Below are 14,142 nucleotides of genomic sequence, written 5' to 3'. Positions count from 1 at the left end.
ACGGCAGGCTGCCACAGCACGCGGTCACAGGCCCGGGGATATCAACTGAGGCCCAGTCCCTGGGAAGAAGCCCCGACTTGCGGGACAGCCCTTAGGCCCCCTTCAGATGGCGCATCAGCTGTTCGAAGTCCTGCCAGCCCGACAGGTCCGAAGGGTCCCCGGGCAGCGGGTAGTACAGCGCAGGTCGGGTTCTCGGGCCGAGCGTCACCGGCTGTTCTGCCAGCGGTGTGCGGCGGGCCCGGTCTCCCGGCATCGTGCGGACCTCCTCGGCGCCCAGGACGAAGGCCAGCGGAACCCCGGGGCCCTCGAAGCGCGGTGGCACGGCCACATCGCGTCGCGCTTTGCGAAGCTGTACGAGCATCGACTGCAGGTGGTGGCGGGTGGCGAGCGCCTCGGCGGCGGCGGGCAGGGCGTCCAGGGGCAGTTCCTCGCCGGAGCCGCTGCCGTAGCCGAACGCGAGCGTGACGTGCTCCTCCACCCCCGCCTCCGTACGCGTGATCCGTACGGTGGCGATGGCCGGCCGGTCCCGGTGGCCGACCACGACGAACCAGGTCGGTTCCGGCGCCCGCTCGTGCGCCACGTCGGTCAGCCGGCGGGGCGACCACGGGAGGGTCGCCGGCTCCGACGTGCCCCAGCCGGCCGGCGGTGCGTCCGTCAGCTCCCGCCACACCGTCTCCAGCCCGCCGCCCAGCACCAGCCGGTCGTCCGCCGGGTGCACCATGCGGAAGGTCAGGGCGAGTTGGCGTTCGCCGGTGTCCCGGACCTCCTGGAAGGTGGCCGCCACCGGAGTGCGCGGGTCGTCCTCCGTCGCGCCGGGGGAGGCGACCGGGGCGAACATGCCGTCCTGCCAGCGTAGTACGGCACCCGTCAGGCCGTCGTAGTAGCCGTCCCGCTCGTCCTGCACGATCCAGCGGGACGGCCAGCCGCCCAGGGCGTCCCGTACGGCGGGGGAGAGCGTGGTACCCGCCGGGCTGACGATCTGGAGCCCGAGGCCCGCCTCGGCCGCCGCCCGGAAGGCGTCGGAGAGCCACGCCGTCATCGCCACCACCGGGCGGTCCTGGATGACGACCGCGACCCGCTCGGTGAGGACGTCGATCGCGGGCTGCGCGGCGGCGGGCTCCGGCGCCACGCTCACGCCGTCGGTCTTCACCACGGCGAGCGAACCGGCGGCGTCCGGGGGCCAGGCGGAGCCGCCCAGCAGCGAGGCGAGCCGGGTCGCGAACGTGCCCGCGAGCTGCTCCGCCTCCGCGACCCCCGTGGTGGCGCGTGCTTCGGTCCACCAGTACGGGACCGGGGGCGCCGTGGCCCCGAGCAGCCGCTCGGCCTCGCCCTCGACGGAGACCAGCAGCGGCGCCTCCACGGAGACGAGCGGCCGGCCCTCGGGGTCGCAGAGCTGGATCACCGCGCCCTCCCCGCGCGTGCCCACCAGCTTGTCCGGGCCGCCGGAGAGCAGGCCCGCCAGTACGGCCCACGGGTCGGGCATCCGGGGAGTGAGGGCTATGACGTCCTTGGTCATGGGGTGGTCGTCCGGTCCTTCGTCGTTCGTCGTTCGGCGGTGGGCGATGGGCGGTCATGGACCGGCAGCGGTGTACGTCATCTCGGCGCGTACACCGTCTGAATCAGGCGGTTCGGCTGGCCCCTGCGAACGAACACGCCACGGCCCGGGGCCTGTTGGGAGGCGTACACGCCGGGGAACAGCTGCCCCTCGCTGCGGTCGCCCGCCATCAGCAGCGCCGAGGCCCCCGACTCCCGCAGGCCCTGCACCAGCGGCTCGTACATGCCCCGCGACGCGCCGGCGACCCGGCGCGTCAGGACGAAGTGGAGGCCGATGTCGACCGCCGAGGGGATGTACGGGAGGAACGCGGCCAGCGGGGACTGTCCGGCGGTCGTCAGGACGTCGTAGTCGTCGACGAGCACGACGATCCGGGGGCCCCTGCCCCAGTTGCCGGGTTCCAGGTCCTCCAGGCGGGCGTTCTCGTCGGGCAGCCGCTTCTCCAGTTCGGTGGCGATGCCCATCGAAAGGCCCGTGCACAGCTTGGGGTTGTAGGCGTACCCCCCGTTGAACTCCTCCGGCACCGCGCCGCGCAGCGAGCGCCGCGGATCCATCACCGCGAACACCAACTCATCCTCGCCGTAGCGGTCGATGAGGCCGTGCGCCACCGTCCGCAGCAGGTTCGTCTTGCCGCACTCGCTGTCCCCCAGCACCAGCAGGTGCTGGTCGTGCTGGAACAGGTCCAGCAGCACGGGCGCGAGCGCCGACTGGTCGAGACCGATCGGTACGCGGGTGGGCTCGGCCGCCGGACCCGGCAGTGAGTGCGGTTCCAGGAGGTGCGGCAACACCCGTACGGGCTGCGCCACGTCGCCGTTCCAGGTGGCCCGCACCGAGCGGGCCGTACGCTCCAGGACCGCACCGAGATCCGCCGTGTCGGCGACCCCGTCGGTGCGGGGGAGGGCCACTTGGGCGAAGAGCTTCCCGTCAGTGAGGACGCGGCCGGGCTCGTCGGGCGACAGGGTCTCGGCGAGCTTGCGGTCGATGCCGGATTCGCTGGGGTCGTTGAGCCGGAGCTCGACGCGGGTGCCGAAGTTCGACTGGGTGGCGATCCGTACGTCGTTCCAGCGCAGCATGGCCGCGACGACGTGGATGCCGTAACCGCCACCACGCTTGAGGATGTCGGCGATCGCGTCGTCCAGCTCGTCGAAGTCGTCGCGGAGCGCGCCGAATCCGTCGATGACGAGCAGGATCTCGGCCGAGGCGAGTTCGGGCAGCCGGCCGGCCGCGTGCAGGGTGCGCAGTTGCTCGACCGAGTCGATGCCGTGCTCGCGGAAGAGGTCCTCGCGCAGCGCGAGCATGGTGCGGACCTCCTCGACCGTGCGCGCGGCCCGCTCCCGGTCGGCGCGGCCCGCGATGCCACCGACGTGCGGGAGTCCGGAGAGCGCCTGGAGGCCGCCACCGACCAGGTCGAGACCGTAGACGCCGACCTCGCGCGGTGTGTGGGTCAGGGCGAGGGAGAGGACCAGGGAGCGCAGGAGCGTCGTCTTGCCGGACTGCGGGCCGCCGATCACGGCCGCGTGGCCGCCCGCCACCGTGAGGTCCAGGAACCACTGGCCCTGCCACTGCCTGGCCGGGTCGTCGAGCAGGCCTACCGGCACGCGCAGGGGCCCGCTCGACGACCCGGCACCGGCGAGCCGCATGCCGCGCGGGCCGATGTCCAGCGGGCCCGCGACGGTGTCCAGGGAGGTGGCGGTCGGCAGCGGGGGCAGCCAGATGCTCCGTACGGGCGGCGCGGCGCCGGTCAACTGCTCGACCATGACGCCGAGTTCCGTCGGGCCCGTCTCGCGGCGGCGCGAGGCCGGTTCCGCGGTCTGCTGCACCTCGTCCGGTCCGGCCAGGGTGTTGAACGCCTCGTACGGGAGCGCGAGCGGGCCGGTCTCCTCCTCGTCGGCGCGGCGGACGGGGCCTCGGTAACCACCTGAGACGTAACCGGCTTTGAACCGGGCGTAGTGGCTCGTGTCGACCTTCAGATAGCCGAAGCCGGGCAGCGGGGGCAGGTGGAACGCGTCCGTGGTGTCCAGGACCGTACGGGACTCGTCGGCGGAGAAGGTGCGCAGCCCGAGCCGGTAGGAGAGGTAGGTGTCCAGGCCCTTGAGCTTGCCGCCCTCGATGCGCTGGCTGGAGAGGAGGAGGTGGACGCCGATGGACCGGCCGATGCGGCCGATGGAGAGGAACAGGTCGATGAAGTCCGGCTTTGCGGTGAGCAGTTCACCGAACTCGTCGATCACCACGAACAGGTGCGGCAACGGGTCCAGGTCCGGCCGCTTCTCGGCGCGCAGGGCCGCGTAGTTCCCGATGTCAGCGACGTTCCCGGCGTCCTTGAGCGCCTGCTGGCGCCGTTTGACCTCACCGGCGAGGGAGGAGTGGACCCGCTCGACGAGTCCCGCCTGGTTCTCCAGGTTGGTGATGACCCCCGCCACGTGCGGCAGGTCGGCGAACGGGGCGAACGTCGCGCCGCCCTTGTAGTCGACCAGCACCAGCGCCAGGTCCTCAGGCGGATGCGTGGCCACCAGGGCGAGGACGAGCGTCCGCAGAAGCTCCGACTTTCCCGAACCGGTCGCGCCGACGCAGAGACCGTGCGGGCCCATCCCCAGCTCCGAGGACTCTTTGAGGTCCAGAAGCACCGGTTCGTGGGAGTCGCTGATACCGATCGGGACGCGCAGGAAGGCACGTTCGCCGCGCGGCGCCCACAGCCGGTCCAGGTCGAGGCGGGCCACGTCGTCGATGCCGAGCATCGCCGCGAACTCGACCGGCCCGGAGAGCGGGGCGTCGGCCAGGGACTCGGCGGACAGACGCAGCGGCGCGAGCATCCGGGCCAGCCCCTCGGCGAACGGGATCCCCGCCTCGTCCACCGTGCCCTGGGCCTCCAGGGGCTCCGGCGCTCTGAGGTCCTCGATGGCCACGTCGGTGCCGTCGACGGTGATCCGTACGCTGACCTGCCCCGGCTCCTGCACCCGCTGCTCCAGCAGGTGCAGCACGGTGACGCCCATCTCGCTCAGGCCGACGGCGTCGTCCGGGCGCGGCAGGTCCACGGCGTCCTCACCGTGCCCGTCGGTGACGACGAGCAGCCGGGAGTTCATGGACAGCGCGTCCCGCCCGGCCAGACCGCGGCGGACCTCGGCCGCGTACGAGGCCCGGCGGCGCAGCTCCGGGCCGAGCTGCCGGGCGAGCTGAGGGGCGGAGGGGGCGATGCGGCGGGCGGCGACCGGGCCGTCGAACTGCTCACTGTCGAGCAGATGCGGCAGCCACTTGGCCCACTCCCAGTCGGCCATCCGGTCGCCGGGCGCGGCGAGAGCGACGGCCACGTCGTCGGGGGCGTGCAGCGCGGCGGTCTGGACGAGCAGCGCGCGGGCCACCCGCAGGCAGTCCTCGCGGGGCCCGATCACGCTGACGTTGCCGATCCGGTCCAGCGGGACGGTGAGCGGCAGTTCGGTGCCGTTGCGGAACCGCTTCACCAGCGCCGAGGCCTCGTTGAGCATGAACAGGTCGGGCGGCGTGAGCACCGACGACCCCGGCTCGGCTATCTGCAGATCCCGTACGGGCATCTCGCCCGTGCCGACCCGCACCCGCAGGAAATCGTCGTCGACCCGTCGCCGCTCCCAGAGGCGGGCCGGGTCGCGCACGATGTCGTACAGGGCGTACGGCGACGGGTTCAGCACGTCCGCCCGCTCGCGCCGCTCACGCTCCTCGGCCGACAACTCCTCGCGCAGGTCCTCCACATAGGCGAGATAGGCCTCGCGCTGCGTGCGCCGGGTGCGCTGGGCCTTGCCCCGCTGCGAGAAGAGCAGGGCGACGGAACCGATGACGGTGACCACGAGGATGATCGCGCCCAGCGCGGCGAACTGGCTGTTGCGGACGACGGTCATCATCACGACGGACGACATGACCCCGGCGACCGGCAGCAGCGACATCGCGATGTTGCCCGCCTTCCCCTCGGGAAGGTTCGGCGGGGCCTCGATGGTGCGCGGCGCGGGAGCGGCCGGCGGGCGGGTGGTCCGGGCGGGGCGGTGGATCAGTCGGGTGCTCATCGGCTTCGTCCGGCGTTGGCGGTCGGCTCGTGGTTCACGGACTGCATCGAAGTCACCGGCGCTTCTGGGAGAGCTGGAAGACCTCGGCGGCGAGCCGGGTCGCGGCCAGCCGCGTCGGTCGTCCGAGCAGTTCGGTACGCAGGACGCCCCCGGCGGCCAAGTGCCGGTCGTACGGCAGGACATGGACGCCCGCGCCGGTGGACCGGAGCTTCTCGGCGGCCGCCTCGACGTCGATCCCGGGGCGGGCGACCGTGCTGCAGAGCACGACGACGGTTCCGTCGATCATGTGGCGGGGGAGTCCTTGCATCCACTGGAGCACGGCGTACGTGCTCGTGACGCCGTCCAGGGTCGCCGGGGCGGCCAGCACCCGGGCCTGGGAGGCGGAGAGCGCGACCCGGGCGACCTCGGCGGGCAGCGTCTCGCAGTCCACGACCGTCACCCCGAAGTAGCGGCGCAGCGCCACCATGACCCGCTCGTACGTCGACGTGTCCAGCATCGCCCCGATCTGCCCCTGGCTTCCCGGCAGCAGCCAGGCGTTCTCGGGGAGCTGGACCAGGTAGCCGGTGACGTCGAGCAGCGACATCTGCGGCTCCACGATGTCCGCCAGGTCGGCCGTGGTCCAGCGCAGCGTCTCCGCGCCCAGCCGCAGCGGGAGCGAACCGAGCGCCGGGTCGGCCTCGACCAGGAGGACCGGGTCCTGGCGGTAGTGCGCGTACGCCGTGCCGAGCAGGGCCGCCACCGTCGTCTTGCCCGCGCCGCCCCGTATGGAGGTGACGGCGATCTGTCGCCCGGTCGTGACCGGTTGCTGGAGCGCCTCGGCGGTACGGGTGAGCTCGGCGACCTCGCGCGCCGCCGAGGAGGAAACGAGCCGGCGCACCGCCCGGGCGACCCGTACGGCGACCGGCTCACCCCGCTGCGGGCGGCGGGCCGTGCCGCTCAGCGAGCTGTCCACCACGGCTCGCGAATCGGGAGCCGAGGGGCGGCGGGGGCGAGGCGGCGCGGGTATCTGCTGGGGCGTGGATGCCTGCTGGGGAGCGGGCGCAGGCGCGGGCGCGGGGGTCGGTGCGGGGGCGGGCGGCTGCGTCGGCGCGGGTATGCGGTCCGTTCCAAAGGCCTGCGCCGCGCTGGGTGGAGCGGGCGGTACGGAAGCCGGCGGCCCGCCGGTGCCCGCAGCAGGCGGCCCGGACGCGCCCCTCAGGTCGCGCAGCACATCGCCCTGCCAGTTGTCCCCGTTCGGCATGTCTGCCCTTCTCCTCCGCCGCGATGCCCCGACCGGAGCCCGCGCGCACCCATGTCAGAACTTGTCGAGCAACTGGCCGTACATGCCGAACACACCGACCGCGAGCGGGAACAGCCCCACCATGCCGATGGACTCGACCAGATCGGCGGTGCGCCGCAGCCGCACCCGTACATGCTCGGGAGGCTCCACCGACAGGGCCAGCAGAGGCAGCAGCGCCGCCACTCCGAGCAGGATGACGGGACCCGAGCCCCCGGACGCCTGCTCCATCCACTGCATGACGAGACGCACGACGAGGACCGCCGCGGCGGCGAACAGGGCCACCACCTCGGCCACCAGAGGGAACGCGCGGGCCCTCGACAGAAGGACCACCGCGACCACCGACGGCAGAAGCACCGTCCACACGGTCGGCCGCGCGGACAGGGTGAGCAGCCAGCCCGCCGAGGTCGCCGAGACCGCGGTGACCACCGTCGCGAGGGCGAGACCGCGGTGTGTGGCGGCCAGTGCGTTGGCCACGTCGTGGCGGCTGACCGACGCCCCGCCCGACCGCCGGTCGTCGAGAGCGGTGAGCCCGGACGCCATCAGCGCGATCCTGGGCAGCAGGCCGAGCAGCACCACGGAGAAGACGGCCATCACCGCGCCCAGCCGGGCCGGATCCGACTCCACCGCGGCGACGGCCTGCCACACCGCGGTGACGGCGGCCGTGGCCCCGGCCCCGATGAGGCCGCCGCGGCCGAGCGGGGAGAAGAGTCCGAGCAGCAACAGGGCCAGGGCCACCGCCGCCGCCACCGCGGCCAGCCGGGCCGGGCCCGACCAGTCGTAGGCGTCGGCGGCGGTCCACGCCGTGAGAACGCCGAGGCCGCCCGAGACGAACAGCAGCGCGGTGGCCAGCCCGCGGTTGCCCGCCCCGATCCGGGCGCAGAGCGCGCCCCCCACGAGGAGGACGGCGGTGACGGCCGCCAGCGCGCCGGCCAGGGTGTCCAGCGGGAATTCGCGCCGGGCCAGCAGTGCGGCGATCACGGAGAACGCCACGGTCGAGGCCCCCGCGGCGACCCTGCGCGCGGCCGGACGCCAGCGCCAGGCCTGCAGATCGAGGGTGTCGGCCACCTGGTCCGTGACGTCGTGCACCACCGGGGCGGGCGGAGCGGCGTGGATCCTGACGAGCCGGAGTACGGCACCGTCGCTGACGCCCGCCGAGGCCAGGGTGCTGTCGTGCGGAAGGGCCGAGCCGTCGGACGTGAGCAACTGCCTGGTCAGTGGCCGAGAGGCTGCCCGGTCGTCCAGCAACTGCAGTATGTCCGGCAGGAGTTGGCCGATGGGGGTGTCGGACGGCAGCACGATGTCGGCCCGGCGCCGCTCGCCGACCAGGGTCACCCGGCTCAGTTCCGAGCGGGACGTCATTGCTGTGCTCACCACTTACGGAAACCTATCATCGTGATTTTCCGAGCTTTCGGGCCAATTGACCGATAAGGCACTGCGCGCTCTTTCCTATCTTCGATAGGAAATGCGGAGTGGCGCTCACCACTCATGCGGCGGCTGCTCGTACTGCTGCGCCTGCCGCTGCTGGTGCTTCTGCTGCTCGGCCTTCTGCTTGTCCAGGGTGTGCTGGAGGAAGGACCACCCCACGCACCCCGCACACAGCACGGCCGTGATCGCGATCCCCGCGAAAACCTTGCCGAGCCGCTCGTCCGCCGTCCGCCGTGCGCGCTCCACGCCGAACAGCAGGGCGTCCCGCATCCGGCGCCGGCGCACCCCCACGGACTCCAGCAGCTGGCTGTCGTAATCCCTTGCCATGCGCTCCCCCTTTGCCACTGCAACATAAGGCATGGCCGAGCGGGCCGTACACCTCAGGGCCCGTTCCCCGCGCCGGGACGCTATTCCCGCCGCAGCGCGAACCACAACTCCGTCCGTACGTCCATGTCGTTCAGGTCCACGCCCAGCAACTCCGCGCACCGCCCGATGCGTTGGCGGACGGTGTTGCGGTGCACGGACAGGGCCACCGCCGTGCGGTCCCAGCTGCCGTGCAGGGAGAGCCAGCAGCGCAGGGTGTCGGCCAGGGGCGGGGTGAGCGGGGCGAGGAGGGTGCGGGCGTGGGCGGCCGCCTGGCCGGGTGGGATCAGGGCGGCCAGGCCGGTGACCGGGGCGTCCGCCTTCAGCGTGGTGCGGGTCGCCTCCGCGTGGGCCAGGGCGCGGGCCGCCCGGGTGTCGGCGGCGGCCAGGGCCGAGAGGGGGGTGGGGGCGGAGACACCCAGGGTCCAGCCCGGGTGCTGAGGCACGGTGGGGGCTCGCGGGGGCTCCCCAGGCTCCCCGGGCTCCACGGCGCCGCTCGGATGCGGGGGCGCCTCCCTCGCGGTCGCCGGGAGCAGGACCCGTACGGTGCCGTCGTCGTCCTCCCGGACCGCGTCCACCAGTGCCGAGCCCAGCGACGCCCCCAGCGCCCCCGCCGTCAGGGCGTCCGGCGTCGTGCCGTCGCTGCGGCGGGCGTGGATCACCGTCCAGGGGCCGTCGGGGCCCAGGAGCGGGGCCACCTCGGCGGGCGTCGCGCCGAGCAGCAGCCGTACCAGGGCCGCCGAGCGGTCCGCCGCGTCCGCACCCTGGTGGGGGGCGGCCAGGAGGGAGAGCAGGACCACCGCGATCCCGGCCACCGTGTGGTCGCCCGATTCCCGCTGCCGGGTCGCCAGGGAGAGGACGAGGCCCTCGCCGCCGCCCAGCGCGTACGCCGCCAGGTGCGTGTCGCCGTGGGTGTCCGTGGCCGAGGCGGGGGAGCCGGGGCGTTCGCGGGCGACCACACGGGCCAGCCGCGTCAGCGCTGCCGCAGCCTTGGGGGGCGGGCGGCGGCCCGCCGCGTGGACCTCCTCGCCCCGCGCCGTCAGCAGCACCGCCCGGCCGCTCAGCTGCGTGGCGAGCTGGTGGAGGACCGCCGGTACGGGGTCGGGGCGGGCCGCCGCCGTCGCCAGGGCCTGCTGGGCCCGGGTCACCCGGCGCAGCTCCCGGTGGCGGGCCTCCGCCATCAGCCGCCACACCGCCCGCGCGATCGTCGTGAACGGGGTCTCCGGCGGCACCTCCAGCAGCGGCAGCCCGTGCCGGTCGCACGCCTCGACGAGGGTTTCCGGGACCGCCTCGTACACGGGGCGGACGCCGAAACCCAGCGCCGCCGCGCCCGCCTCCACCAGCCGCGCCACATAGTGGTCCGGATCTGTCAGCAGCACCCCGGCGCTCAGCAGAAGCTCACCGCCGAGGAGGTACGGGTAGGGGTCGGCCATCTCCGAGGTGTGCACCCAGAGGAGGTCGGCGTCGGCCGGGCCCGCGATCCGGCGCAAGCCCAGCTCCTTGCTCGCCAGGAGTGCGGCGAGGGGGATGGGCGGGGCCGGCGGGCCGGGGGAGTGGGCGGGCGATGTCGGCATGGAGGGTTCGTCCATTCACGGCGGTGAGAGTGGAGGAAACGTACACTTCAACGCTGCCTTTCGGCCACCTACCGTCTTCCTCGCACCTGCACCACCCGCACTGCACCTGTTGCGCGAGACGGACCGCTTCCGTCCTCAATCGCCGGACGGGCTCGAGGTCGCCGCCCGGCCCCGTGGGTCCCGCACACTTGACACCGTACGAAACCCGTACGAATCCTGAAACGAAAGGCACTCCACCCCCATGAGCAGCAACGAATCGCCGCGCGGCCCCGTCGACTCCTCCCGCGTCCCCCGGTACGCCGGGCCCGCGACGTTCGCCCGGCTGCCCCGGCTCGACGAGGTCGGGCGGGCCGATGTCGCCGTCGTCGGCGTGCCCTTCGACAGCGGGGTCTCCTACCGGCCCGGCGCCCGCTTCGGCGGCAACGCCATCCGTGAGGCGTCCCGGCTGCTGCGCCCGTACAACCCGGCCCAGGACGCTTCCCCGTTCGCCCTCGCGCAGGTCGCGGACGCCGGGGACATCGCGGCGAACCCGTTCAACATCAACGAGGCCGTGGAGACCGTCGAGGCCGCAGCCGACGACCTGTTGAACACCGGCGCCCGCCTCATGACCCTCGGCGGCGACCACACCATCGCCCTGCCCCTCCTGCGCTCCGTCGCCAAGAAGCACGGGCCCGTCGCCCTGCTCCACTTCGACGCGCATCTGGACACCTGGGACACCTACTTCGGCGCCGAGTACACCCACGGAACCCCCTTCCGCCGCGCCGTCGAGGAGGGCATCCTCGACACCTCCGCCCTCTCCCACGTCGGCACCCGCGGCCCGCTCTACGGCAAGCAGGACCTGACGGACGACGAGAAGATGGGCTTCGGCATCGTCACCTCCGCCGACGTCATGCGGCGCGGTGTCGACGAGATCGCCGACCAGCTGCGCCAGCGCATCGGCGACCGGCCGCTCTACATCTCCATCGACATCGACGTCCTGGACCCGGCGCACGCCCCCGGCACCGGCACCCCCGAGGCCGGCGGCCTCACCTCCCGCGAGCTGCTGGAGATTCTGCGCGGGCTCTCCTCCTGCCACCTGGTCTCCGCCGACCTGGTGGAGGTGGCGCCCGCGTACGACCACGCCGAGATCACCTCCGTGGCCGCCTCCCACACCGCGTACGAGCTGACGACGATCATGTCCCGTCAGATCGCGGCGGCAAAGGGAAACAAGGAAGCCAAGTGAGCCACGACCACGACGACCGGCCGCAGCTCACCGCCGCGCAGGCCGCCGCCGTCCTGACCCCGCCGCCCGGCCGCACCGGCGGTGACCTCGTCGTCGAGTCCCTCCAGGGGCTCGGCGCGACCACCGTCTTCGGACTGCCCGGCCAGCACGCGCTCGGCATGTTCGACGCGCTGCGCCGCTCCTCCCTCCGTTACGTCGGACTCCGCGTCGAGAACAACGCCGGGTTCGCCGCCGACGCGTACGGCCGGATCACGGGGGAAGTGGCGCCGCTGCTCCTGTCCACCGGGCCCGGGGCCCTCACCTCGCTGGCCGCGCTCCAGGAGGCGGCCGCCGCCTCCGCGCCCGTCCTCGCGCTCTCCAGCCAGATCCCCGTGGCGGGGCTCGGCGGCGGGCGCCACGGCTATCTGCACGAGCTGCGCGACCAGCAGGCCTCCGTACGGGACATCGTGAAGTCCGTGCACACCGTGCGGGCCGCCTCGCAGATCCCGTCCGCGATCGCCGCCGCGTGGGAGTCCGCGCTGACCGCCCCGCACGGGCCGGTCTGGGTGGAGATCCCGCAGGACGTGCTCCTCACCGTGACCACTCTGCCCGTCGTCAGCGCCATGGACGCCACCCCGCGCGAGCTCTACCCGCGCCCCGAACTGACGATCGCCGCCGCCCACCTGCTGTCCAACGCCGAGCGGCCGGTGATCATCGCGGGCGGCGGCGTCGTACGCTCCGACGCCTCCGGCAAGCTGCGCGCGCTCGCCGAGAAGATCGACGCCCCCGTCGTCACCACCTTCGGCGGCAAGGGCGCCTTCCCCTGGGAGCACCCGCTCTCGCTGCGCTCCTGGCTGGAGGACCGGCACACCACCGATTTCCTGGAGGACGCGGACGTCCTGCTCGTCGTCGGCTCGGGGCTCGGTGAGCTCTCCTCGAACTACCACACCTTCCGCCCCCGCGGCCGGGTCATCCAGATCGAGGCGGACGCCGGGAAGCTGGAGTCCAACCACCCCGCCCTCGGCATCCACTCCGACGCCCGCGAGGCGCTGTCCGAGCTGCTGGAGACCGTGGAGCGGCGCGAGGACGCGGGTGCGGCTGAGCGTGTACGTACGGTGCTGGAGAAGGTGAGGGTCCGGATCGACGCCCAGGAGCTCACCCTGGAGCAGCAGGTCCTCGCCGCCGTACGTGAGGCGCTGCCCGACGCCTCGCCCAGCTTCTGGGACATGACGATCCTGGCCTACTGGGCCTGGTCCGCGTTCGACGCGCGGCGCCCCAACACCATGCACTCCGCCCAGGGCGCGGGCGGCCTCGGCTACGGCTTCCCGGCGGCCATCGGCGCCGCCTCCGCGGACCCGACCACGCCGGTCCTCGCGGTCTCCGGCGACGGCGGGGCGATGTACTCCATCGCGGAGCTGGCCACCGCGCGCCAGTACGACCTGCCGCTGACGTGGCTGATCGTCGACGACGGGGGCTACGGCATCCTGCGCGAGTACATGACGGGTGCCTTCGGCGAGGCCACGGGGACCGAGCTGTCCCGCCCGGACTTCGTCGCCCTCGCCAAGTCCTTCGGCGTGCCCGCCATCCGTACGTCACCGGAGTCGCTCGCAGCGGACCTGGGCAAGGCGCTGGCCGAGCCCGGACCGTCCGTCGTCGTGCTTCCGGCCCTGCTGCGGATGTTCGAGCCGACGCACCTGTAGACCGGGCGGGGGCGGGAGGCCGGCATTTTTCAGCCGGACCCGCCCCCTCAGCCCGTGGCCGCCGTCCTCTCCGCGCTCGCGTCCGCCTCCGCCTCCGCTTCGGCGGCGGACGCGGACGCGTGTTCCATGGAGGACGGCTCTGTGCCGGCCTTCGTATGCGCGGGATCGTGAGGGGTGAAGGAGACCCGGACGCCCTCACCCAGCGGCGTCAGACTGAAGTCTGCGTCCAGGGCGCGAGCGAGCCGGGCCAGCAGGGGCACCGTCGGCATGGAGCCCCCGAGCTCCAGCTTGGACACCTGCGGCTGGCTCATCCGCGCCCGCCGGGCCAGCTCGGTCTGGGCCAGCCCCAGCTCCGTACGACGGTCGTAGACGGCTTGTCCGAGGTCCCAGGCCAGATCCAGCTCCAGGCGGCGCCGTACGCGCTCCGCGCTCTCGGCGCTGTCCTCGCCCTCCGAGATGCTCTCGGCGACCTTCCGGTCCCGGGCAAGCTTCCATTGTGCGTGGCTCACCATGTGGCTCTTCCTTTCCAGACGTCGCGTCCAGACGTCGCGTCCAGACATCGCGGATGAATGTGTCGTGGGCGGGCTCCTGCTCCGTCTCGCAGATCGCCTTGGCGCGCCTGGCGCGAGCGATCTCCGCATTCTCGCGCTGCCGCGTCCTGCGGAAGACCGTGAGCATGACGACCCGGCGACCCGGCGCCAGCCAGCACGACATTCGTACGGCCCCGCGATCGCGTCCCATCCCGAACCTGAGCTCCCGCACTCCGTCCCCGATGAACCGCGAGTGCGGTTCGCCCAGCATGGTCGCACTCCGCGCCGGCCTGCCCGCCGCGTGGGCCGCCCGCCCGTAGGCACTCGCCGACAGGTTCGTCAGCCACAGTCGGACCTCCGGCCCGATCTCGACGATGAAGGGTTCTTCCATATGGAGGAGCGTATATATCCGCCAGCGTATATCTGTCCGAAGTGGGCAGGAAGTCCGCCGCACGAGTGAGGGAGGCGCCCTGCGTTGACCCGGCTCGCC

At 73.1% G+C, this 14,142-nt stretch carries 9 protein-coding genes and 1 pseudogene; 2 read left to right on the top strand and 8 right to left on the bottom strand.

Features of this window, described 5'->3' with window-relative positions; genetic code table 11:
- Nucleotides 1-91: 91 nt before the first annotated feature.
- The 6 genes from ABZ154_RS25665 to ABZ154_RS25640 all read right to left on the bottom strand — a co-directional run bounded on the left by ABZ154_RS25665 (nucleotide 92) and on the right by ABZ154_RS25640 (nucleotide 10,236).
- Entirely contained in the window at nucleotides 92-1,516 is a 1,425-nt protein-coding gene (locus ABZ154_RS25665) for a DUF6177 family protein (RefSeq protein WP_356836346.1), read from the bottom strand.
- 77 nt (nucleotides 1,517-1,593) lie between these two features.
- Nucleotides 1,594-5,580, bottom strand: coding sequence for a type VII secretion protein EccCa (eccCa, locus tag ABZ154_RS25660; RefSeq protein ID WP_356836344.1), 3,987 nt, complete (start codon nucleotides 5,578-5,580; stop codon nucleotides 1,594-1,596).
- 52 nt (nucleotides 5,581-5,632) lie between these two features.
- A complete protein-coding gene (locus ABZ154_RS25655) occupies nucleotides 5,633-6,820 on the bottom strand; it encodes a MinD/ParA family protein (RefSeq protein ID WP_356836342.1) in 1,188 nt (395 codons plus the stop codon).
- A gap of 54 nt (nucleotides 6,821-6,874) precedes the next feature.
- Nucleotides 6,875-8,218: a type VII secretion integral membrane protein EccD gene (gene eccD / locus ABZ154_RS25650; RefSeq protein WP_356836354.1), complete on the bottom strand. Its 1,344-nt coding sequence runs from the start codon at nucleotides 8,216-8,218 to the stop codon at nucleotides 6,875-6,877.
- Between the two features lie 117 nt (nucleotides 8,219-8,335).
- Complete coding sequence (locus ABZ154_RS25645; RefSeq protein WP_356836340.1) at nucleotides 8,336-8,611, bottom strand: hypothetical protein; 276 nt, start codon at nucleotides 8,609-8,611, stop codon at nucleotides 8,336-8,338.
- An 80-nt stretch (nucleotides 8,612-8,691) separates the two neighbouring features.
- On the bottom strand, nucleotides 8,692-10,236 hold the full coding sequence (locus ABZ154_RS25640; protein ID WP_356836338.1) for a PucR family transcriptional regulator: 1,545 nt from the start codon (nucleotides 10,234-10,236) through the stop codon (nucleotides 8,692-8,694).
- A 226-nt stretch (nucleotides 10,237-10,462) separates the two neighbouring features.
- Here ABZ154_RS25640 and speB point away from each other — a divergent pair, with 226 nt between their 5' ends.
- A complete protein-coding gene (gene speB / locus ABZ154_RS25635; RefSeq protein WP_356836336.1) occupies nucleotides 10,463-11,443 on the top strand; it encodes an agmatinase in 981 nt (326 codons plus the stop codon).
- Nucleotides 11,440-13,122: a thiamine pyrophosphate-binding protein gene (locus ABZ154_RS25630; RefSeq protein ID WP_356836334.1), complete on the top strand. Its 1,683-nt coding sequence runs from the start codon at nucleotides 11,440-11,442 to the stop codon at nucleotides 13,120-13,122. Before speB ends, ABZ154_RS25630 begins: the two co-directional genes overlap by 4 nt.
- 47 nt (nucleotides 13,123-13,169) lie before the next feature.
- On the opposite strand, the gene ABZ154_RS25625 is transcribed toward ABZ154_RS25630, so the two are convergent.
- Both ABZ154_RS25625 and ABZ154_RS25620 read right to left on the bottom strand, forming a co-directional pair.
- Entirely contained in the window at nucleotides 13,170-13,634 is a 465-nt protein-coding gene (locus tag ABZ154_RS25625; protein WP_356836332.1) for a helix-turn-helix transcriptional regulator, read from the bottom strand.
- A gap of 112 nt (nucleotides 13,635-13,746) precedes the next feature.
- A pseudogene (locus ABZ154_RS25620) lies at nucleotides 13,747-14,043 on the bottom strand (type II toxin-antitoxin system RelE/ParE family toxin); the annotation flags it as partial.
- Nucleotides 14,044-14,142 lie beyond the last annotated feature (99 nt).

The organism is Streptomyces sp. NPDC006261 (assembly GCF_040613515.1).
Taxonomy (GTDB): Bacteria; Actinomycetota; Actinomycetes; order Streptomycetales; family Streptomycetaceae; genus Streptomyces.
This window is presented reverse-complemented; position numbering and strand designations above follow the sequence as displayed.

Excerpts from the sequence above, each read along its gene's own strand:
- speB (WP_356836336.1), top strand. The coding sequence starts at position 10,463 with ATGAGCAGCAACGAATCGCCGCGCGGCCCCGTCGACTCCTCCCGCGTC.
- ABZ154_RS25625 (WP_356836332.1), bottom strand. The coding sequence starts at position 13,634 with ATGGTGAGCCACGCACAATGGAAGCTTGCCCGGGACCGGAAGGTCGCC.
- ABZ154_RS25645 (WP_356836340.1), bottom strand. The coding sequence starts at position 8,611 with ATGGCAAGGGATTACGACAGCCAGCTGCTGGAGTCCGTGGGGGTGCGC.
- eccD (WP_356836354.1), bottom strand. The coding sequence starts at position 8,218 with ATGACGTCCCGCTCGGAACTGAGCCGGGTGACCCTGGTCGGCGAGCGG.
- ABZ154_RS25640 (WP_356836338.1), bottom strand. The coding sequence starts at position 10,236 with ATGGACGAACCCTCCATGCCGACATCGCCCGCCCACTCCCCCGGCCCG.
- ABZ154_RS25665 (WP_356836346.1), bottom strand. The coding sequence starts at position 1,516 with ATGACCAAGGACGTCATAGCCCTCACTCCCCGGATGCCCGACCCGTGG.
- eccCa (WP_356836344.1), bottom strand. The coding sequence starts at position 5,580 with ATGAGCACCCGACTGATCCACCGCCCCGCCCGGACCACCCGCCCGCCG.
- ABZ154_RS25655 (WP_356836342.1), bottom strand. The coding sequence starts at position 6,820 with ATGCCGAACGGGGACAACTGGCAGGGCGATGTGCTGCGCGACCTGAGG.